At 68.0% G+C, this 19,995-nt stretch carries 23 protein-coding genes; 9 read left to right on the forward strand and 14 right to left on the reverse strand.

Annotated features, from left to right (window positions below):
* The first annotated feature begins 90 nt into the window (after positions 1 to 90).
* On the forward strand, positions 91 to 1,239 hold the full coding sequence (gene solA, locus ACOJTB_RS01795; protein ID WP_420100802.1) for an N-methyl-L-tryptophan oxidase: 1,149 nt from the start codon (positions 91 to 93) through the stop codon (positions 1,237 to 1,239).
* Positions 1,240 to 1,250: 11 nt separating this feature from the next.
* A complete protein-coding gene (locus ACOJTB_RS01800) occupies positions 1,251 to 2,144 on the forward strand; it encodes a DMT family transporter (RefSeq protein ID WP_420100803.1) in 894 nt (297 codons plus the stop codon).
* Between the two features lie 5 nt (positions 2,145 to 2,149).
* Here ACOJTB_RS01800 and ACOJTB_RS01805 read toward each other — a convergent pair whose 3' ends face one another.
* The 5 genes from ACOJTB_RS01805 to ACOJTB_RS01825 form a co-directional block, all read right to left on the reverse strand.
* The gene (locus ACOJTB_RS01805) at positions 2,150 to 3,019 is read right to left on the reverse strand and encodes an NAD(P)-dependent oxidoreductase (protein WP_420100804.1); all 870 of its coding nucleotides are present in this window, start codon (positions 3,017 to 3,019) and stop codon (positions 2,150 to 2,152) included.
* 107 nt (positions 3,020 to 3,126) lie between these two features.
* The gene (locus tag ACOJTB_RS01810) at positions 3,127 to 3,843 is read right to left on the reverse strand and encodes an ABC transporter permease (protein WP_420100805.1); all 717 of its coding nucleotides are present in this window, start codon (positions 3,841 to 3,843) and stop codon (positions 3,127 to 3,129) included.
* Entirely contained in the window at positions 3,840 to 4,568 is a 729-nt protein-coding gene (locus ACOJTB_RS01815) for an ABC transporter permease (RefSeq protein WP_420100806.1), read from the reverse strand. Before ACOJTB_RS01815 ends, ACOJTB_RS01810 begins: the two co-directional genes overlap by 4 nt.
* Before the next feature lie 73 nt (positions 4,569 to 4,641).
* Positions 4,642 to 5,418 carry a transporter substrate-binding domain-containing protein gene (locus ACOJTB_RS01820; RefSeq protein WP_420100807.1) on the reverse strand — a complete coding sequence of 259 codons (777 nt, stop codon included), beginning with the start codon at positions 5,416 to 5,418 and terminating at the stop codon, positions 4,642 to 4,644.
* Between the two features lie 160 nt (positions 5,419 to 5,578).
* The gene (locus ACOJTB_RS01825) at positions 5,579 to 6,793 is read right to left on the reverse strand and encodes an MFS transporter (RefSeq protein ID WP_420100808.1); all 1,215 of its coding nucleotides are present in this window, start codon (positions 6,791 to 6,793) and stop codon (positions 5,579 to 5,581) included.
* Positions 6,794 to 6,973: 180 nt separating this feature from the next.
* On the opposite strand from ACOJTB_RS01825, the gene ACOJTB_RS01830 reads away from it, so the two are divergent.
* Positions 6,974 to 7,648 (forward strand): polyamine aminopropyltransferase, encoded by a 675-nt coding sequence (locus ACOJTB_RS01830; RefSeq protein ID WP_420100809.1) that lies wholly within the window; start codon positions 6,974 to 6,976, stop codon positions 7,646 to 7,648.
* Between the two features lie 6 nt (positions 7,649 to 7,654).
* Here the strand turns inward: ACOJTB_RS01830 and ACOJTB_RS01835 are convergent, their stop codons facing one another.
* Genes ACOJTB_RS01835 through ACOJTB_RS01845 form a run of 3 tightly spaced genes read right to left on the reverse strand, consistent with a single transcriptional unit; the run spans position 7,655 to position 10,033 of the window.
* On the reverse strand, positions 7,655 to 8,452 hold the full coding sequence (locus tag ACOJTB_RS01835) for a hypothetical protein (protein WP_420100810.1): 798 nt from the start codon (positions 8,450 to 8,452) through the stop codon (positions 7,655 to 7,657).
* Positions 8,449 to 9,501 carry an agmatinase gene (gene speB, locus ACOJTB_RS01840; RefSeq protein WP_420100811.1) on the reverse strand — a complete coding sequence of 351 codons (1,053 nt, stop codon included), beginning with the start codon at positions 9,499 to 9,501 and terminating at the stop codon, positions 8,449 to 8,451. Before speB ends, ACOJTB_RS01835 begins: the two co-directional genes overlap by 4 nt.
* 19 nt (positions 9,502 to 9,520) lie before the next feature.
* Positions 9,521 to 10,033, reverse strand: coding sequence for a GNAT family N-acetyltransferase (locus tag ACOJTB_RS01845; RefSeq protein ID WP_420100812.1), 513 nt, complete (start codon positions 10,031 to 10,033; stop codon positions 9,521 to 9,523).
* Positions 10,034 to 10,257: 224 nt separating this feature from the next.
* Here ACOJTB_RS01845 and ACOJTB_RS01850 point away from each other — a divergent pair, with 224 nt between their 5' ends.
* Complete coding sequence (locus tag ACOJTB_RS01850; RefSeq protein ID WP_420100813.1) at positions 10,258 to 11,346, forward strand: TRAP transporter substrate-binding protein; 1,089 nt, start codon at positions 10,258 to 10,260, stop codon at positions 11,344 to 11,346.
* Between the two features lie 173 nt (positions 11,347 to 11,519).
* Positions 11,520 to 11,906: a porin gene (locus ACOJTB_RS01855; RefSeq protein ID WP_420100814.1), complete on the forward strand. Its 387-nt coding sequence runs from the start codon at positions 11,520 to 11,522 to the stop codon at positions 11,904 to 11,906.
* 3 nt (positions 11,907 to 11,909) lie between these two features.
* Here the strand turns inward: ACOJTB_RS01855 and ACOJTB_RS01860 are convergent, their stop codons facing one another.
* The 5 genes from ACOJTB_RS01860 to ACOJTB_RS01880 form a co-directional block, all read right to left on the reverse strand.
* Positions 11,910 to 12,536 carry a uracil-DNA glycosylase family protein gene (locus tag ACOJTB_RS01860; protein ID WP_420100815.1) on the reverse strand — a complete coding sequence of 209 codons (627 nt, stop codon included), beginning with the start codon at positions 12,534 to 12,536 and terminating at the stop codon, positions 11,910 to 11,912.
* On the reverse strand, positions 12,533 to 12,988 hold the full coding sequence (locus tag ACOJTB_RS01865; RefSeq protein ID WP_420100816.1) for a hypothetical protein: 456 nt from the start codon (positions 12,986 to 12,988) through the stop codon (positions 12,533 to 12,535). Before ACOJTB_RS01865 ends, ACOJTB_RS01860 begins: the two co-directional genes overlap by 4 nt.
* A gap of 5 nt (positions 12,989 to 12,993) precedes the next feature.
* The gene (locus ACOJTB_RS01870; RefSeq protein WP_420100817.1) at positions 12,994 to 13,482 is read right to left on the reverse strand and encodes a hypothetical protein; all 489 of its coding nucleotides are present in this window, start codon (positions 13,480 to 13,482) and stop codon (positions 12,994 to 12,996) included.
* A complete protein-coding gene (locus ACOJTB_RS01875) occupies positions 13,482 to 14,093 on the reverse strand; it encodes a glutathione S-transferase family protein (RefSeq protein WP_420100818.1) in 612 nt (203 codons plus the stop codon). Before ACOJTB_RS01875 ends, ACOJTB_RS01870 begins: the two co-directional genes overlap by 1 nt.
* 126 nt (positions 14,094 to 14,219) lie before the next feature.
* Entirely contained in the window at positions 14,220 to 14,786 is a 567-nt protein-coding gene (locus ACOJTB_RS01880) for a thermonuclease family protein (RefSeq protein ID WP_420100819.1), read from the reverse strand.
* An 85-nt stretch (positions 14,787 to 14,871) separates the two neighbouring features.
* Between ACOJTB_RS01880 and ACOJTB_RS01885 the strand changes: the two genes are divergently transcribed.
* Both ACOJTB_RS01885 and ACOJTB_RS01890 read left to right on the forward strand, forming a co-directional pair.
* Positions 14,872 to 16,392, forward strand: a complete 1,521-nt coding sequence (locus ACOJTB_RS01885; protein WP_420100820.1) for an ATP-binding protein — start codon at positions 14,872 to 14,874, stop codon at positions 16,390 to 16,392.
* Positions 16,393 to 16,427: 35 nt separating this feature from the next.
* Entirely contained in the window at positions 16,428 to 17,546 is a 1,119-nt protein-coding gene (locus ACOJTB_RS01890; RefSeq protein ID WP_420100821.1) for a D-alanine--D-alanine ligase family protein, read from the forward strand.
* A gap of 105 nt (positions 17,547 to 17,651) precedes the next feature.
* Here the strand turns inward: ACOJTB_RS01890 and cobT are convergent, their stop codons facing one another.
* Positions 17,652 to 18,671: a nicotinate-nucleotide--dimethylbenzimidazole phosphoribosyltransferase gene (gene cobT / locus ACOJTB_RS01895; RefSeq protein ID WP_420100822.1), complete on the reverse strand. Its 1,020-nt coding sequence runs from the start codon at positions 18,669 to 18,671 to the stop codon at positions 17,652 to 17,654.
* A gap of 109 nt (positions 18,672 to 18,780) precedes the next feature.
* Here cobT and ACOJTB_RS01900 point away from each other — a divergent pair, with 109 nt between their 5' ends.
* Together ACOJTB_RS01900 and ACOJTB_RS01905 are read left to right on the forward strand one after the other, a co-directional pair.
* Positions 18,781 to 19,629 (forward strand): adenosylcobinamide-GDP ribazoletransferase, encoded by an 849-nt coding sequence (locus ACOJTB_RS01900; protein WP_420100823.1) that lies wholly within the window; start codon positions 18,781 to 18,783, stop codon positions 19,627 to 19,629.
* Positions 19,626 to 19,826, forward strand: a complete 201-nt coding sequence (locus ACOJTB_RS01905; RefSeq protein ID WP_420100824.1) for a DUF1289 domain-containing protein — start codon at positions 19,626 to 19,628, stop codon at positions 19,824 to 19,826. Before ACOJTB_RS01900 ends, ACOJTB_RS01905 begins: the two co-directional genes overlap by 4 nt.
* Positions 19,827 to 19,995 lie beyond the last annotated feature (169 nt).

Consider the following 19,995-nt stretch of genomic DNA (forward strand, 5'->3'; position numbering starts at 1 on the left):
GTTGCGAGGCGGCCTTGCATCCACCGCGATGGACCGGGCTCTCCCGGCTTTGTATGGCTGGCTCTCACCGATGCGCGGGACCCTCCTGTCATGACCCAGCACAGCTATGACGTGATCGTCGCCGGCGTCGGCGCCATGGGCTCCGCCGCCTGCTGGCATCTGGCCCGGCGAGGGCTCAAGGTGCTCGGGCTGGAGCGGTTCGAACTCGGCCACGCCATGGGCTCGTCCCATGGTCTCAGCCGCATCATCCGGCTCGCCTATTTCGAGGGCTCCCATTACGTGCCGATCGTGCGCCGCGCGCATGAGCTCTGGCGGGAAACCGGCGAAAAGGCGGGGCTGAAGCTGCTTCACGTCACCGGCTCGCTCGATCTGGCGCCGCGCGATGGCGGGCCGGTCGAAGCCTCGCTGCAATCCTGCCTCGACCACGGGCTCGTTCACGAGGTGCTGGAGCGGGACGAGATCATGCGCCGCTTCCCTGGCTTTCGGCTGCCCGAGGGCCATCTCGGCCTGTGGCAACCCGATGGCGGCTTCGTCGCATCCGAAAAGGCGATCTATGCCCATGTCGGTCTGGCACAGGCCCATGGCGCCGAAATCCGCACCAACGAGCCGCTGCTCGACTGGGCGCCGACCGCCGATGGCGGTGTCACCGTCCGCACCGAGCGCGGCACCTATTCGGCCGGCAGGCTGGTGATCACCTCCGGTGGCTGGATCGCGGATGCAGTGCCCGAGCTGGGGCGGAAGGTCAGCACGGTGAAGCAGGCGATCGGCTGGTTCACGACCCGTCGGCCGGAGCTGTTCCGCGAAGGGGCCTTCCCGGTCTTCATCCTCCATGTCGAGGAGGGCAGCTTCTACGGCTTCCCGCTCTACGAGCATCCGGGCTTCAAGCTCGGCGGGCCGCATTTCGCCCGCGAGCCGATGGACCCGCGCGAGCCGGACCGCACGCCGAGCGCGCTGCAGGTCAGGCTGATCCGCGAATGCCTCGCCCGCTACCTGCCCGATGCCGCCGGCGATCCGCTGACGCTGAAGGGATGCGTGTATACGGTGACGCCCGACGAGGATTTCGTGATCGACGCGGTGCCGGGCGTGCCGCAGGCGCTGTTCGCCTCCTGCTGCTCGGGCCATGGCTTCAAATTCGCCAGCGCGATCGGGGAAATCCTCGCCGATCTGGCGAGCGATGTCCCGTCGCCCTTCGATCTGTCGCGGTTCTCCCTGTCGCGCCTCGGCGCCCCGGCGAGCTGAGGAGCCTCTCCTTGGCCAGTGCTGCCGATAATCGCCGGGGCATTCTGTTCATGCTCACGGCCATGACGCTCTTCGTCTGCAACGACGCCTTCATGAAGCTGGCGCGGGAGGTCTATCCGCCCGGCCAGGCGCTCGCGCTGCGCGCGGTCGTCGCCATCGTCATCGGCGTGGCGCTGATCTTCGCCGTGGGGGAGCAGGATCGGATCGGGATGGCGATCCAGCCGCGGGTGTTGCTGCGCGGACTGCTGGAATCGCTGAGCGCCCTGCTCTTCGGTTGGTCGCTGGGGCTGCTGCCGCTGGCAACGATCACCGCGATCAACATGGCTTCCCCGCTCATGATCGTGGTGCTGGCGGTGCTGTTCAGGGTCGAGAGCGTCGGGTGGCGTCGCACGCTCGCACTTCTGGTCGGCTTCGCGGGCGTGCTGGTGGTGGTCCGCCCGGGCGCCGAGAGCTTCGGCATCGGCGCGATCGTCGCGCTGATCAGCACCGTCTTCACCGCCGGCCGCGACCTCGCCACGCGGATGATCGGGCCCCAGGTGCCCTCCACCGTGGTGGCGCTGACGACCACGGTGCTGGTCGGGGTCATCGGCGCGGGCTTCGGCCTCACCGAAGAGTGGCACCCCGTCTGGCGGCTGGAAAGCGTCTATGTCCTGCTTGCCTCGCTGCTCGTCACGGGCGGCAGCTTCTGCATCATCAGCGCCTTCCGCCGCACCGATGTCGGCGTCGTTTCGCAATACCGATATTCGGTGATCGTGATCGCGGCGGCGCTGGGCTATCTCGTCTGGGGCGATCTGCCCGACGCGATCGCCTTCGGCGGCATGGCGCTGATCGTCGGCAGCGGGCTCTACACGATGCACCGGCAGCGGGTGAAGCCGGATTCGGTGCTCAAGCCCGCGCCGGAATAGCGCCTTCAGTCTTCGAGGCGCGCGATCAGGCTGGACGTATCCCAGCGGCGACCGCCCAGCTTCTGCACCTCGGCATAGAACTGGTCGACGAGGGCGGTGACCGGCAGCTGCGCGCCATTGCGGCGGGCCTCGTCGAGCACGATGCCGAGGTCCTTGCGCATCCAGTCGACGGCAAAGCCGAAATCGAACTTGTTCTGGTTCATCGTCTTGCCGCGGTTCTCCATCTGCCAGGAGCCGGCGGCGCCCTTCGAGATCACTTCCAGCATGGCCTCGACATCAAGCCCGGCGCGCTTGGCGAAATGCACGCCTTCCGACAGGGCCTGGACGAGGCCGGCGATGCAGATCTGGTTGACCATCTTGGTGAGCTGGCCGGAGCCGGCCGGGCCCATCAGCTTGCACATGCGCGCATAGGCGGCGATCACCGGCTCGGCGCGAGCGTAAGCCTCGGCCTCTCCGCCGCACATCACGGTCAGCACCCCGTTCTCGGCACCGGCCTGCCCGCCCGAGACCGGCGCATCGACGAAGCCGAAGCCGCCGGCCAACGCCGCATCGGCGAGCTCGCGCGCGACATTGGCGGAGGCGGTGGTGTGGTCGACGAAGACCGCGCCTTTCTCCATGCCGGCGAAGGCGCCGTTCTCGCCGATCGTCACCGAGCGCAGATCGTCGTCATTGCCGACGCAGGCGAAGACGAACTCCTGGCCGCGGGCGGCATCGGCCGGCGTCGGGGCCGAGAGGCCGCCATGCTGCGAGACCCATCCTTGAGCCTTCGTCGGGTTGCGGTTGTAGACGGTGACCTGATGGCCGCCCTTGGCCTTCAGGTGCCCCGCCATCGGGAAACCCATGACGCCGAGACCGATGAACGCGACTTTGGCCATGAGATGCTCCCTGATGCTTCCTTGAGGCAGCCCGCTTTAGCGCACCAGACGCATGTCGGGAACCACCATCGGAGCACGGAGCCAGACCGACAGGCCGAGGCCCTCGGTCAGCGCAGCGCCATGTGCCGGGTCAGCCGCAATTCCAACCTGTCCCAGATGCGGCGGACGATCTCGACCAGCACGAGATAGATCAGCGCGGCATAGAGATAGAGCGACAGATCGAACGAGCGGGCGAAGGCGAAGCGGGTCGCGCCCATGAGATCGAAGAGCGTCACCAGCGAGGCGACGGCGCTCGACTTGATCATCACGATCAACTCGTTGCCGAGCGGGCGCAGAGCCAGGATCATCGCCTGCGGCATGATGACCAGCCGCAGCGTCGCCCAGCGATGCAGGCCGAGCGACAGCGCGCCCTCGAACTGGCCGCGCGGGATGGACTGGATGGCGCCGCGCAGAATCTCGGCCTGATAGGCGGCGGTGTTCACCGTGAAGGTGAGCAGCGCGCAATAGAATGGCTCGCGGAAGAACCACCACAGGCCGAGATCCTGCCAGAACAGGCGGAACTGGCCGAGGCCGTAATAGACCAGGAACAGCTGGCAGAGCAGCGGCGTGCCGCGAAAGAAGGTGGTGTATCCGGCGATGAAGCCGCGCAGCCAGCCCGGCCCGTAGAGCCGGCCCACCGCCAGAAGCAGCGCGACGGCGAAGCCGATCGTGACCGACCAGGCGACCAGCTCAAAAGTGACCCAGAGCCCGCCAGCCATGCGGCAGCCATAGTTCTGCAGGGATTCGCTGCCGATCCAGAAGCCGGGATACTCGCACCAGTTCATCGCGTCGCGCCTCCGAAGGCGGCGAAACCGCGATTGCTGCGCGCCTCCAGCCGGCCGACGCCCCAGGCCGAGATCAGGGAGAAGACGAGATAGATCGCCATCGCCGCGCCGAAGAACAGGAAGGGCTCCTTGGTCACGACATTGGCGCGGGTGGTGATGAACATGATATCCGGCAGGGTAATGACGGAAACCAGAGAGGTCTCCTTCAGCAGCACCATCCAGTTGTTGCCGAGGCCCGGCAGCGCCACGCGCAGCAATTGCGGCAGCACGACGAGGCGGAAAGCCTGTCCCTTCGAAAGGCCGAGCGCGGCGGCGGCCTCGCGCTGGCCTTTGTGGATGGCGTTGAGGGCGCCGACCCAGACCTCGCTGGAGAAGGCGGCCAGAACCATGCCGAGCGCGACCATGCCGGCGATGAAAGGCGGGATCGCGACGGAGGCATCGACACCCAGCAATGCGAACAGCTGCTGAAGCAGGATCGGAAGGCCGAAATAGATGATGTAGAGCGTCAGAAGCTCGGGAACGCCGCGAAAGACCGTGGTGTAGACCGTGGCAAAGGCCCGCAGGATCGCACTGTCGGCGCGCTTGCAGAGCGCGATGGCGAGCCCGAGCGCGAGTCCGAATGGCAGCGTCGCCAGCGCAATCGCGATGGTGATGCCGGCGCCTTGCAGCAAGGCGAAACCCCAGCCGCCCGGGCCGAACCCCAGCAGCGCGAATTTATCGGTCATGAGCTCGAGCCCTCGACAGAGGGAGAATGGCGGCCGGCGCGCGGATCGGCGCCGGCCGGGGGGGGAAGCTCAATCAGAGGATCGGGATCTTGAAGTACTTGTCCGCGATCTTCTTGTGCGAGCCGTCCTTGATCGATTCCTCGATCGCAGCGCTGAACTTGTCACGCAGGGCCGTGTCTTCCTTGCGCACAGCACCGGCGACGCCGGGCCCATGGATCGCCGGGTCACGGGTGATCTCGCCGACCTTGGCGCAGCAATCCTTGCCCTTGCCGTTGAGGAAATCCTCGAGCGAAAGCGAGTCGGCGATGATATAGTCGAGGCGGCCGTTGAGCAGATCGAGATTGGCCTCTTCCTGCGTCGGGTAGGGACGGATGGTCGAGGCCTTGTAGACCTTCTCGGCATAGTTCGAATGCACGGTCGAGCCCTGCACGCCGATCGCCTTGCCCTTGAGAGCGGCCGGCGACAGATCGGTCGAGGCGTTCTTCGCGCCGATCGCCCAGATCGGGGTGCGGGTATAGACGGCGGTGAAGTCAACGCGCTTCTTGCGCTCGTCGGTGGCGTTCATGCCGGCGATGATGATGTCGTATTTCTTGGAGAGCAGCGCCGGGATGATACCGTCCCAATCCTGCACCACCCAGGTGCATTTCACCTTCATCTTCTCGCAGAGCATGTTCGCGTAGTCGATCTCGAAGCCTTCGAGCTCCTTCTTCGCGTTGAGGTTGTTGAAGGGCGGATAGGCGCCTTCGGTCCCGATCCGGATCTCCTTCCAGTCAGGAGCCTGGGCCAGCGCGCCGGCGGCGCCGGCCGCTGTGAACGCAGCCGCCGCGATGAAACGAACAAAACTCTTCATGGTGCCTCCCGCAGGGTTCGGGGCGGACGGGATCTTCTGAAACGGCCCGACCGACCCGGTGCCTACAGATTGGGCGCAGTTTCGCGCGGGCCGCAAGGGGGACGAATGCAGCATTTGTGACCGGTCAACGATGAAAGAACCGGCAGCGCCGACCTGCCGCTCAGCCGCGCCGGGAAGCCCTCTGGTCCAGCACGGCCAGCGCCCAGATCGCCAGCCCGCCCAGCGCGAGGGCCGCACCGACCCAGCCGGTCGAGGTCCAGCCATAGCCGGCCGCGATCGCCATGCCGCCCAGCCGAGGGCCGAGCGCATTGGCGATGTTGAAGGCGCTGTGGTGCAGCGCCGCCGCAAGTGTCTGCGCCTCGCCGGCGACATCCATCAGGCGCGTCTGCAGGATGGCGCCCAGGCCGCCGCCGGCACCGATCATGAAGATCACGAGGGTCACCGCCCAGATGTTGCCGGCGGCGAAGGGGAAGGCTGCGAGCCAGAGCGCGCTCCAGAGCAGCATCAGGCCAGCGGAGGGCATCTGCGCTCGGTCGGCCGCCCAGCCGGCAACGAGCGTGCCCACCGTCAATCCGAGGCCGAGCACGGCAAGAACCATCGGCACGACGGCCGCAGACACTTGCGTCACGGCCATCAGGGTCGAGGCAACATAGGTATAGACGGCGAAGAGGCCGCCGAAACCGATTGCGCCGATGGCGAGCGTCAGCCAGACCTGCCGGCGCTTCAGGGCGCCCAGTTCGCGCAGCGGGCTCGCCCCCGGCTGGACGGTGTCGCGCGGCGCGTAGAGCACGATCAGCGTGACTGTAAGCAAAGCGAGCCCGGCGACGATGGCGAAGCCGCTACGCCAGCCGAGAACCTGCCCGGTCCAGCTCGCGAGGGGAACGCCGACGACGGTCGCGACGGTCAGACCCGTCATGACCCGCGCCACCGCCTGGGCCCGGCGGTTCGGTGTGGCCAGCGAGGCCGCCACCAGCGCCGCGACGCCGAAATAGGCGCCATGCGGCAAACCGCTGAGGAATCGGAAGGCCAGCATCCAGTGATAGCTCGGCGCCAGGGCGCTGAGGCCGTTGCCGAGGGCGAAGACACTCATCAGCGCGATCAGCAGCGTGCGCCGCGAGAGGCGCGCGGCCAGCACGGCGATCAGAGGCGCGCCGACGACCACACCCAGCGCATAGATGCTGATGACATGGCCGGCCGTCGGCTCGTCGATGCCGAGCCCGACGGAGAAATAGGGCAGCAGGCTCATCGAGGCGAATTCGGTGGTGCCGATCGCGAAGCCGCCCATCGCCAGCGCGAAGAGGACCATCACCGGGGATGCGGATTTCGCGTGCGGAACGGGGTCGTCCAGGCTGCGGTCGGGCGCGGCGAGGGTCATGAAATCGGGGCTTTCGCGGGGAACGGCAGCCTGTTGCTGCATCGCATCAAAATTGCCACGCCGTTTGCGCCGGATCAAGCCGCGCCAGCGGCGCGCTCCATGCCGCGTCTGCATGAAACGCAGCTTGCCCCTGTCCTGACGACGCCGCGGCGGTATAAGCGGCCAGCCGAAGGATCCGCCATGCTGCCCTGGACCGTTCTCGACACCGCCCCTCTGCCGGATGGCAGCGGCACCTTGCGCCTGAAGCAGCGGGGTAGCGAATTCTCAATCATGCTCGGCAGCAACGAATTGATGAACAGCCGGCTCAGCGGCTCGGAGGAGGCTCTGGCCGGCCTCGTCTGCGAGCGGCTGGCGGGGCGCACGCGCCCCACCCTGCTCATCGGCGGGCTGGGCATGGGGTTCACGCTGCGGGCCGCTCTCGCTGCCTTGCGAGAGGACGCGGCGGTGGAGGTGGCGGAGCTGATGCCGCCGGTGGCAGACTGGGCGCGCGGCGCAATGGCGCCTGTCTTCGCCGGCTGCCTCGACGATCCGCGCGTGACGATGTCGATCGCGGATGTGGCTGCGGTGATCGGCAATGGCGGCGGTCGTTACGATGCGATCCTGCTCGATGTCGACAACGGCCCGGAGGGGCTGACGGTCGCGAGCAACGACAGGCTCTACGGGGCGACGGGCCTTGCGGCGGCGAAGGCCGCGCTCAGGCCGGGCGGCGTGCTGGCCGTCTGGTCTTCGGGGCCGGACCATGGCTTCACCCGGCGGCTGAAGGCGGCCGGTTTCGGCACGGAAGAGCTCAGCGTTCGCGCCAGCCGCACCGGGCGGGGAGCCCGGCATGTGATCTGGCTGGCGACGAAGCGCTGACCGGCGTCACTTCACCGCGCAGAGATCCTCGCAGGGGGCGCTGCCGGCGGCGGCGATGACGTCCGCGATCGGCTTCTGCGCGGCGGGCTTCAGCGCCGGCTGGGCGGCCTTCAGATTCGCCACAAGCGCATTGCGGTCCTCGGGCGAAAGCCCGGCGATGATCCGCGGCGCGCTGTCAGAGAGGGCCTTGGCGAGCAGGATCTGGTTGGCTTCCGACAGCGCGGGACTGCGCAAGCCGAGCGCCATGCCGCTGACGATCTCCTGAAGGCCGAGGCGCATCTGACGTACGCCCTGGAGCCGCGCCTCGGTCTTCGCGTCGGGCGGCAACTGCGACATGAAGTCGGCGATGGCCTCGAGCGAAGCGGCCGCAGCCTTGATCAGGAAGGCCTGCGAGCGCGAGATCTCGTCCTGATATTCGGCGGCGTTGCGCGCGATATCGGGTTTGCCCCGGTTGGGCGCATAGAGCGTGTAGGCCTGCAGCAGGCGCGACTGCCTCTGCACGATCCGCAGCAGCTGCTGGAGGTCGTTGGCGCCATAGGGCGGCGTGCCCAGGATCGCCGCCTCGTTCCAGGCGTCCTCGATGATCTTGCCGTCGACCTTGTCCGACAGGCGCGGCAGGCCGCTCTTGCGCTCGACCCGCATCAGGCTCTCGACGGCCTCGACCGCGGCATCGGAATAATTCGCGCCGTTGACGGGCACCTCGGCGCGGGCCGCGGTCCCGGCGAGGCAGAGCCCGCCCAGCAGCGCGGCGCGCAGGAGGCGAGCGACGCTGGAAGGCAGCTTGGCGGAGTTCGGGGTCGTCATGGCTTTCCTTTTCCTGCGGCGCGCGCCTCGGCGATCAGGCACAGCTCGGTGAAGAGCACCTGCGCGGCACAATGGGCGGTGTTGCTCGTGGCATCGTATTGCGGCGCCACCTCGACAACATCCGCCGCGACGATGTCGGCGCCCTTGAGGCCGCGCAGGATCGCCAGCGCCTCGCGCGGCGTCAGTCCGCCGATCTCGGGGGTGCCGGTACCGGGAGCGAAGGCGGGATCAAGCGAATCGACATCGAAGGAGACATAGGTCGGCCCGTCGCCGATGACGGCGAGAGCCCTGGCGATCACCGCCTCGATGCCGAGCTCGTCGACCTCGTTGGCGTGGATCACGGTCATGCCGGACTCGTAGGAGAACTCCCAGAGATATTCGGCGCCGCCGCGAATGCCGATCTGGATCACGCGCTCGGGATCGAGCACGCCATCGAGCACGGCCTGGCGGAACGGGCCGCCATGATGGAATTTCGAGCCCTCGTAGGGGCCGGAGGTGTCGCAATGGGCGTCGATATGCACCATGCCGAGCGGCCGCTTCGCACCGACCGCCTTCAGAATCGGATAGGTGATGGAGTGGTCGCCGCCCACCGCCAGCGGCGAGACGCCCGCCTCGACGATGGTGCGGAAGGTCGCCTCGATGTCCTGATGGCAGCTTTCCAGCGAATAGCGCGAACGGAAGGGCACATCACCGATATCCGCGGCCTTCACCATGCCCAGCGGGGCGGTGCCGAGCACATGGTCCATCGGGCCGATGCGCTCGATCGCCCGGACGGCGCGCGGGCCCAGCCGCGTGCCGGCGCGGTTGGTCACCCCCAGGTCCATCGGCAGGCCGATAATCGCGACATCGAGCCCGCCGAGACCCGGCTGGCCGAGCGCGTCCGGTCGATAGGGCGCGCCCATGAAGGTCGCCACGTCGGAAAAGGGCCATTTGCGCTTGTCGCCCTTGAACTGGTCGGCGGCGACCCTGGCGAAATGCGGATCATGAATGTCGGCGCCGCTGGCGTCGGCATAGCGCGCCCTGAGTGTCGCGAGCTTGTCCTGGTCCATCGCTCTTCCTTTGCTGCGTTCAGCCCGGCAGACGCTCGAGCATGGTCAGCGTCTTCTCGTGGTAGACGGTGCTGCCGAAGGGGCTGTAGCCCAGCTTGGCGGCGACGCCCAGCGAAGCCGTGTTGCCGGGGTCGATGATGCAGACGCTGCGCTTTCGGCCGAAGCTGCGATCGAACCAGTCGAGGGCGGCCTGCCCGGCCTCGGTCGCGTAGCCCTTGCCCTGTGCGGCTTTCGCGAGCGCCCAGCCGGCTTCGGGATAGGGATCGAAATCAGGCCCGAGGTCGCGACAGGCCTGCATCAGCCCGACTTCCCCCATGAGGCCGCCGCCCGCCTTCTCGACGACGGCGAACATGCCGTAGCCCAGCAGCGCCCAGTTGCCGGCGCTGCGGGTCAGGCGATGCCAGGCCTCCTCGCGCGTGATCGGCTTGCCGCCGATGAAGCGGACCACCTGCGGATCCGAGCGCATGGCGTGGACCGCATCGAGGTCGCCCAGTTCCGGCCGACGCAGGATCAGTCTTTCGGTCTCGATCATGCCGCCCTTAAAGCAGGCCGGCCGCGCTTCGCCAACCCATGCCGGGCGCGTCCTCGCGCGGGCCTCGCGGGAGGCCTGCTTAGCCGAAAGTCTCAGGCCAAAAACTTGAAAGGCCTCGCGATTCATGCAGCCATTGGCTAGAACTCCGGCGCATGTGCGGCATGTGCCGCCGTCGTAGGTCATAAGCCCGGCGAACCGGGAGCGTTTGCGAGGAGATGTCCCCCATGAAGCGTCGCCAGTTTATCCAGACCGCGGCCGCCGGTGCCGCCGCGGCCACCGCCGTCGCCATGCCCGCCGTCGCGCAGTCGAGCCCCGAGGTGAAGTGGCGTCTCGCCTCCTCCTTCCCGAAGTCGCTGGACACGATCTATGGCGGCGCCGAGGTGATGGCCAAGATGGTCTCGGAGCTGACCGACGGGAAGTTCCAGATCCAGGTCTTCGCCGCAGGCGAAATCGTGCCGGCCCTCCAGGCGGCCGATGCGGTGACCAACGGCACGGTCGAGATGTGCCACACGGTGTCCTATTACTATGTCGGCAAGGACCCGACCTTCGCGGTCGCCGCATCGGTGCCGTTCGGCCTCAACGCCCGCCAGCAGAATGCCTGGCTCTACCAGAACGGCGGCAACGAGCTGTTCAACGAGTTCTACAAGAAGTTCAACATCTACGGCCTGCCCTGCGGCAACACGGGCGCGCAGATGGGCGGCTGGTTCCGCAAGGAAATCAAGAACGTCGCCGATCTCCAGGGCCTGAAGATGCGCATCGGCGGTATCGCCGGCTCCGTGCTGAGCAAGCTCGGCGTCGTGCCACAGCAGATCGGCGGCGGCGATATCTATCCGGCGCTGGAAAAGGGCACGATCGACGGGGCCGAGTGGGTCGGCCCCTATGACGACGAGAAGCTCGGTTTCGCCAAGGTTGCGCCCTTCTACTATTACCCGGGCTTCTGGGAAGGTGGCCCGACCGTCCACGCCTTCGTCAATCTGGAGAAGTGGAACGCGCTGCCCAAGGCCTATCAGGCGGCGCTGACGGCGGCCTGCACCTATGCCAACACGCAGATGGCGGCGAAATACGATGTGGTGAACCCGCCGGCGCTGAAGCGCCTCGTGGCCGCCGGCACCCAGCTGCGCCCCTTCCCGCAGGACGTGATGGAGGCTTCGCTGAAGGCCTCCAACGAGCTCTATGCCGAGATCTCGGCCAAGAACCCGGACTTCAAGAAAGCGATCGAGGCGATGGCCTCGTTCCGCTCGGACGAATATCTGTGGTGGCAGGTCGCTGAACTCTCCTTCGACGTGTTCCAGGTGCGCACCCGCGCCCGCTGAGACCACGGCCCCGTGCGTCAAGACAGAGAAGCCCGGCTTTCGCCGGGCTTCTTTCGTTTCGAGGCGGGGCTTACGGGTGCCGCTCTTTCCCAAGCGACCGGATCAGCCTATTCTGAGCCTTGATTCAGCCATTTCGAGCGGGCATCGAGGCTTCGCCGTCACGGGATTTCGTCATGCGCCGCTTCAGCCTCGCTCTGCTTGCCGCCTGCCTGCCCTGCGCCGCTTTCGCGCAGACCATCGGCGAGCCGCTGCCCGGCCAGGCGCAGCCGCGCGAGCCCTATAGCCGACCCGCGCCTCAGACGGCGAAGGGCGCCCGCCCCTGCCCGGAATATGGCGCCGGCTATGTCCGCATCGAAGGGTCCAGCACCTGCGTGCGGCTCGGCGGCGGCGTGCGGGCCGAATTCGGCAAGAGCTCCCATAGCGGCTACGGCCAGCGCACCGACGGCATGGTCTATCTGGAAAGCCGCACCGACACGGCGCTGGGGCCGATGCGCTCGGTAATCGCCGTGCGTGGCGGCATCGACCGCAACCTGAATTCGTCCTCGCCCTTCCGCTATTGAGGCTTACCGGACGAGGCGGGCCACCTCCTGCCGCAGAACCGGGATCAGCTCCTCTTCGAACCAGGGATGACGCCTGAGCCAGGCGTTGTTGCGCCAGGAGGGATGCGGCATCGGCAGCACGCGCGGCAGGCCGGGGCGTGCCAGGATGGCGCGCCAGTCGGCGACGGTCGCCGAGAGGTTCGCGGCTTCCTTGGGTCCCAGATGCCAGCTCTGGGCATAGCGCCCGATGGCGAGCACGAGTTCGATGCGCGGCAGAGCCGCGAAGACCCGCTCTCGCCAGATCGGCGCACATTCGCGCCGTGGCGGCAGATCGCCGCCCTTGGCGTCCTGCCCCGGAAAGCAATGGCCCATCGGCACGATGGCGACACGGGCGGGATCGTAGAAGGTTTCGCTGTCGAGCCCGAGCCAGTCGCGCAGCCGGTTACCGGAAGCGTCGGTGAACGGCCTGCCGCTGGCATGCACGCGGGTGCCCGGCGCCTGGCTTGCGATGCAGAGCCGTGCGGTCGCGCCCGCCTGGATCACTGGCCGCGGTTGATGCGGCATCGGCGGCAAATAGCGCGGCGCATCGCGGCAGACGCGGCAAGCGCGCAACTCGTGGAGCAGATCGTCGAGGGTCTCGCCGGCGCTCATCGGCGCGCGAGCCGGCGGCTCATCGGCGCCTGCGAGATCAAGCCGTCGCAGGCCCAGGCAGCCTTGTCGGCATAGCCATGCGGATCCCCGGGCTCGATGCGGGCGAGCCCGTTGATCCGCCCGCTCGGCCGGCTGCGGATGACATAGAGCGAGCCGCTGCGCTCGATGGTGAAGCAGTAGGTCCGCCGGGTTTCGGGCGGGCCGTAATAATAGCAGACGGCGTCGTCAGTCGTGATCCAGCAGGCGTCGCTGTTCGGCAGGTTCCGGTTATGCCCGCTGGCGCGACCGTCCGGGTGGTGAAACTCGCTGAAGGGCAGGTTGCTGCCGGAATAGAGCCCAGTGACGGTGTTGCCCTCGAAAGCCTGGCGGATCTGCTCGCCGGTGAGCCGCTCGGCCGCACCAGACGGCGAGGCGCCGAGCAGGACGAGGGCCATCGCGGCCAGGCGCAGCATCCTTCTCACCACCGGGCCAGCCTGCGGCTCATCGGCGGGGCGGGGGCACGCGAGATCAGCCCGTCGCAATACCAGGGCGTGCCGTTGTCGGTGTGGTTGCGCGGGTTGCCGCGCTCGATCCGCGCCAGCGCATTCACCAGCCCGTTGCCGAGATTGCGCAGCACATAAAGCTCGCCGCTGGTCTCGACTGTGAAGCAGTGGACCGTCCGGTTCTCGGGCGGACCGTAGTAATAGCAGATGCCCTCGGGCTTGGTGATCCAGCAGGCATCCGTGTTCGGCTGCCAGCCATTATGGCCGAGGGCGCGCCCGTCGGGGGCGTGATATTCGGTGAAGAAGCCGCCGTTGGTGTAGCGGCCCGAGACGGTATTGCCCTCGAAGGCGCGCTGGATCTGCTCGCCCGTCAGCCGCTCGGCCGCCACGGCAACGGGCGCCGCCGCGCCGGCCGCGAGGAGACAGCCGAAAAAAGCCGCCGCGAGGCGCAAGACGAGTCTCATCAGGCCGTCCAGCTAGGGCGGGCGGCGATCTCGCCGTGCCAACGGCGGATATGAACGAAATCCTCCGGCAGCTGAACGCGCGCCGGCTTCATGAAATCGATGGCGATGGCGGCTGTGATGTCCGCGACGCTGAAGGTTTCGCCGCAGAGGAAGGGGTTCGAGGCCAGCTGCAGCTCCAGCAGCCAGAGATGGTCGTCGAGGCTGTCGCGGTTGGCCTGCGCCCATTCGGGCACCTGGTCTTCCAGCTCGGCCATCGACGGGTGGCCGTGGCGGAAGATCGCCGCCACGGCGGCGAAGAGGCCGAGCTCAACCCGCCGGTTCCACATCTCGATCAGGGCCTGGGCCTTGGCGTCCTGCCCGAACAGGGCCGGTTGCGGGTGCAGGCTTTCGAGATAGCGGCAGATCGCCATCGTCTCGGCCAGCGCCGTGCCGTCGTCCAGCACCAGGACAGGCAGGCGCTGGGCCGGGTTGAGGCGGGTGAAGGCTTCGCTCTTGTGCTCTTTCGCGGTGATGTCGATGGGCACCAACTCAGGCAGGTCGATGCCCTTCTCCGCGAAAAAGATCCGCACGCGCCGCGGATTCGGCGCCCGCCCGCCGTCATAAAGCTTCATCACCGTCTCCCTGTCGCGGCGCAGCGGACACGACGCGCGCCCAAGCGTCAATCCTGCGTCTGCCACGCCCCCCTTTGCGGATATCTCACCCGCTTCGGTGACCGGAGGATGGCGGCGCCCGGCTGCTCAGCGCGGATGGGCACGGCGCCAGGCCTCGGGCCGCTCAAAGGACAGGGCCCACAGCCCGCGGCGCGCGGCGCGCGCCTGGGCTTCCTCGGCCGCATAGCCGCCATAGGCGACGGCGTGTCCCTCACGCACCAGCCAGGCGTTGATCTCGTCCGCGCCCTGCCAGCACCGGGCGAGGCCGCGCCCGTAGCGATCGCTCTTGCCGATCTCGCAGCGCGTCTGCCCCTGAGCCAGCATGCCCTGCAGCGCGCGCCGGGCTTGCTGGCCGCAGGCGACACCGCGCCCCGCCTCGTCATGGCAGATCTGGCGATATTCGGGCGCGTCGAGCCCCTCGAGCCGCAGTTCCTCGCCCAGAAGGCGGATCGAGTCGCCGTCGATCGCCTGGGCCGGCCCGGAGAGGCTGCGCGCGGGACCGAGGCGGAACTGAAGCACGGCACCCGCGAGCGCGATGAAGCCGAGCAGGCCGAGCGCCACGACGAAGTCGGTGAAGCGACCGACGCGGCGCCAGCCGAAAGGGCCCTGGCCCGAAGGAGAGCGGCCGGATCGGCCGAAGACGGAGCGCCGCATCAGGAAGAGATTAACGTTTCGCTGGCCATGATGAAGGGCCGACCGAGCGCGCCGCGCGGCCGAACGAGGATGCGTATCTCCTATCATGCCGGAAGTGACGGCCGAACAGATTCAACGCGGACGGGGACCCGATCCGGTCGCCGCGGCGCGGCGCAAGGCCCTCACCCGCGAGGTGAAGACGGTGCGCGAGCGGCTGACTTCGTCGACCGGGCTGGAACGCGCCTTCGACAACGAACTCCTGCGGGGCTTTGCCCAATACCGGCTCACCGGCTCGGTCGGCACGCTCGTGCTGGTCGCCGGCATCGCCGCCGCCGCCTGCCTGTGGCTGCCGGCCTATCTCGTCGCCTCCTGGAGCGGGCTGGTGCTCGCCAGCGGGACGCTGATCGTGATGCTGTCGCGCCGCTATCTCTCGCGCAATCCGGAAACGGTGCAGATCCGGCTGTGGCGGCGCCTGTTTGCGCTCGCGGAGGGCTTTCACGGCTGCTGCTGGGCAGTGCTGCTGCTGCTCTTTGCGCATATCGACGCGCCGGGCACGAAGATCTTCGCGACCACCTCGCTGCTGATCGTCAGCGCGCTGACCGTGATGCTCGCCTCTTCGATCCCGATGGCGGTCTATGCGGGGCTCGCGCCGGTCTTCATCGGGATCATGCTGTTCTTCTGGGAGCGGCGCGACATCGACAGCATGACCATGGCGACGATGGCCGTGGCGGCGCAGCTCTTCTTCATTTTCCTCGCCAACCGGCTCTATGCGAGCTCGGTCGCGACGGTGAGCTTTCGGGCCGAAAAGGACGCGCTGATCGCGGAGCTGGAAACCGCCAACGCCAATTCCGACGAGGCGCGCCGCAAGGCCGAGGAGGCCAACCTCGCCAAATCGCGCTTCCTGGCGACGATGAGCCACGAGTTGCGCACCCCACTCAACGCCATCCTGGGCTTCTCCGAGGTGATGAAGAACGAGATCTTCGGCACCCATGCCAATGCCGCCTACAAGGAGTATTCGGCCGATATCCATGGCTCCGGCCAGCATCTGCTCAATCTCATCAACGAGATCCTCGACCTGTCGCGGATCGAGGCCGGCAAATACGAACTCAACGAGGAGGCGCTGTCGCTGATCGCCGTGGTGGAGGAGTGCCGGCACATGCTCGCCATGCGCTCCAAGGCCAAGGGGCAGGCGATCCGCCAATATGCGGAGCCGGACCTGCCGCGCGTCTGGGCCGATGAACGCGCGATCCGTCAGGTGGTGCTCAATATCCTCTCCAACGCGATCAAGTTCACGCCCCAAGGCGGCGAGATCACCATCAAGATCGGCTGGACCGCCGCGGGCGGGCAATATGTCACCATCACGGATACCGGCCCGGGCATTCCCGAGAACGAAATCCCGATCGTGATGCAGAGCTTCGGGCGCGGCTCGCTGGCGATCAAGACCGCCGAGCAGGGTTCGGGCCTCGGCCTGCCGATCGTCAAGGGTCTGATCGATCTGCATGGCGGCGGCTTCATGCTCAAATCCAAGCCGCGTGCGGGTACCGAAGTCACCGTTACCCTGCCGGCCGAGCGCGTGATGGAAACCCTCGCCGCGCTGCCGGAACCCGCAAACAGGCGCGTCGCCTGAACCCTGCTCTGCCACCGCCCGACCGGACCCACGCCATGAATACGAAAACCCGCGTCGCGTTGCTCTATGGCGGCAAATCCGGCGAGCATGAGGTGTCGCTGAAATCGGCCGCCTCGGTGCTGCGCCATCTCGACCGCGCCCGCTTCGAGCCCGTGCCGATCAGCATCGACAAGCAGGGGCGCTGGCAGTTGCAGGACCCGCGGCGGCTGGCCGAAAGCAACAGCGAAAGCCTGCCGATCTTCGCGGATGCTCAGGAGATCCGGCTCGCGACCGATGCGCAGGGCGCGCTGGCGGCGGCCCCGATCGCTGCGAACGGCGAAGCCGCCGCGATCGACGTCGTCTTCCCGGTGATCCATGGCCCGCTCTGCGAGGATGGCGCGATGCAGGGCCTGCTGGAACTGGCCGGCGCAGCCTATGTCGGCTCGGCCGTGATGGCCTCGGCCATCGGCATGCACAAGGACATCGCCAAGCGACTCGCCGGCCTCGCCGGCCTGCCGATCGCGCCCTACCTGGTGGCGAGCCGTCGCGATTATCGGCGCGACCCCACCGCCGTTGCGGCCGCGGCGAAGGCGGCGCTGGCGCTGCCGGTGTTCGTGAAGCCCTGCAATATGGGCTCCAGCGTCGGTGTGCATAAGGTCAAGAGCTGGGAGGAACTCGGAGCTGCCCTCGACGACGCTTTCGCCTACGACACCAAGGTGCTGATCGAGCAGGGCGTCGATGCGCGCGAGATCGAGGTCGCGGTGCTGGACGGCGATCCGCCCTTCGCCAGCCTGGCGAGCGAACTCAATGCTGGCCCGCAGCATGAATTCTACTCCTATGAGGCGAAATATCTCGACGCCGACGGCGCCACCGTCGATCTGCCGGCGAAGCTCGAACCTGCGCAGATGAGCCGCCTGCAGGAATTGGCGATCACCGCCTTCACGGCGCTCGAATGCAGCGGCTTCGCCCGCGTCGATTTCTTCCTCGATCGCGTCAGCGGCGAATTCTACTTCAACGAGATCAACACCCTGCCGGGCTTCACCGCGATCAGCATGTATCCCAAGATGATGGAGGCCTCCGGCACGCCCTATCCGGCGCTGATCACCCGGCTGATCGAGCTCGCGCTGGAGCGGCATGCCGAGCGGGCCGGGTTGAAGACGGATTATGCGGGGTAGCGCGCATCATTCTCGGGCGAAGCGAAGCTTCGACCCGAGAATCTCATGACGATAAGGCACTGGTTTCCAAGATGCTCGGGTCAAGCCCGAGCATGACGGCGCGCTTCAATCCTTCCGCGCCACCTGCGCCTGCTCGAAGGTCGCCATGCCGGAATGAATCGCGGCGGCGGCCTTGACGAGGCCGGCGGCGAGCGCGGCGCCGGAGGCCTCACCGAGGCGCATGTCCAGCGCCAGCAGCGGCACCTTGCCGAGCCGGGCCAGCACCTCCGCATGGGCGCCCTCGGCCGAGAGATGGCCGGCGATGCAATGGTCGATGGTCGAGGCGTCGATTGCGTGAAGGATCGCGGCGGCGGCCGTGACCACATAGCCGTCGAGGACCACCGGGATGCACTGCGAGCGGGCTGCGATGATCGCGCCACAGATCGCCGCGATCTCGCGCCCGCCGAGACGGCGCAGCACTTCGAGCGGGTCCTTGAGATGGGCGCGGTGCCGCTCCAGCCCCGCTTCCACCGCCGCCACCTTGCGCGCGAGGCCTGCATCGTCGAGGCCCGTGCCGCGTCCGCACCACTGCGCCGCCGGCCCCCCATAAAGCGCCGCATAGATCGCGGCCGCCGAGGTGGTGTTACCGATGCCCATCTCGCCGAGGCAGAGCAGATCGGCGCCGCCGGCCAGCGCCTCCATGCCGAAGGCCATGGTGGCGACGCAGGCGCGCTCGTCCAGCGCGTCGCCTTGGGTGAAATCGCCGGTCGGCAGGTCGAGCGCGAGATCGAAGACCTTGAAGCCGAGATCGTAGGCCGCGCAGATCTGGTTGATGGCGGCGCCGCCGGCGGCGAAATTCTCGAGCATCTGGCGCGTCACGCTCTGCGGATAGGCCGAGACGCCCTGCGCCACCACGCCGTGATTGCCGGCGAAGACGCAGACCAGCGGCCGGTTGACCGCGGGAGGGGCCTTGCCCTGCCAGGCGGCCAGCCATTCGGCGATTTCCTCCATACGGCCGAGGCTTCCCGCCGGCTTGGTGAGATTGGCGTCGCGCGCCCGCACCGCATTGGCGGCGGCCATATCGGGGCCGGGCATGGCGGCGATCAGCTCGCGGATATCGTCGAAGGGCAGTCCCGAAGCGGCCATGTCTCGTTCCATCGCGGATGCGGCGCCGTCACGAGGGCATGGCGGCGCGGTTGGCGCTGCTGCTATAGGCTCGGGCGCCGGAAGACAATCGAGGGAGCGCCGCGCCACGATGGCAGAGGCCGACAGCAGCGCCGAGCCTGACACCGCGCCCTATTGGCCGGGCTGGCTCGTCGCCACCGCGATCTGCGTGCGGTTCTGGTCGCGGCTGCCCGTGCCGGGCCTGCCGGGCGAGAGCGATGTTCACGCGCTTCCGGATTTCCGGGTGATGCCGCGCGCCATGCCCTTCGCGGCGCTCGTCATCGCGCTGCCGGCCGCCCTCGTTGTGCTGCTGGCGGGGCTGGCCCGGCTCGACGGTCTCGTGGCCGCGGCGCTGGGGCTGACGGCGCTCGCGCTCACGACCGGCGCCTTCCATGAGGACGGGCTGGCCGATAGTGTCGACGGCCTCTTCGGCGGCCAGACGCCGGAGCGCCGGCTGGAGATCATGAAGGACAGCCGGGTCGGCTCCTATGGCGCTATCGCCATCGGGCTGTCGCTGCTGCTGCGGGCGAGCCTCATCGCGATGATCGCGACCCGCGCCGGGCCCTGGGCCGCTGCGGCTTCCCTGCTGTTGGCGGCGCCATGGTCGCGTTCGGAAGGCCTGCTGCTGCTCGCCCGCGAGGGGGCGGCGCGCAGCCATGGCGCGTCGGCGGCAGTGGGGAGACCGAGCCCGGCGACGGCATCTCTCGCGCTGTTCATCAGCGCCGTGCTGGCCCTCGCTCTCGCCGCAACGGCGAAGCTGCCGCTCATCGGCGTCGTGGTGGGTCTCGGCCTGGCCCATGGCGCCGCCGCCGCGATGCGGCGGCTGGCCAGGCGGCTCATCGGTGGCCAGACCGGCGACATCGTCGGGGCCGTGCAGCAGCTCGGCGAGATCGCGATCTATCTCGGGCTGGCGCTGGCGCTCGGATGGGGCGGCAGATGAGCGGAATTTCGACCCCTTGCGTGAAGATCTGCGTGATCGACTCGGCCAGCGGGCTCTGCGAGGGCTGCGGCCGCACCCTGGAGGAGATCGCGCGCTGGGCGAGCCTCAGCGAATTGGAGCGCCGGGCGATCATGGCCGAGTTGGCGGAGCGGCTGGGATCGGCAACCAGCAACCCGCAGCGTCATGCTCAGGCCTGACCCGAGCATGACATCCCTTCTTCAAGGAAGCAGCGACCAGACGAAGCGCCCCGCCACCGCCAGCAGGAACAGCCCGAACGCCACCTCCAGCCGTCGCTTGGAGAGGCGGTGCGCCACGCGGGCACCGATCGGTGCCGTCCAGACCGAGGTCGGGATGAACAGCGCCATG

The organism is Allobosea sp., assembly GCF_048595345.1.
Taxonomy (GTDB): domain Bacteria; phylum Pseudomonadota; class Alphaproteobacteria; order Rhizobiales; family Beijerinckiaceae; genus Allobosea.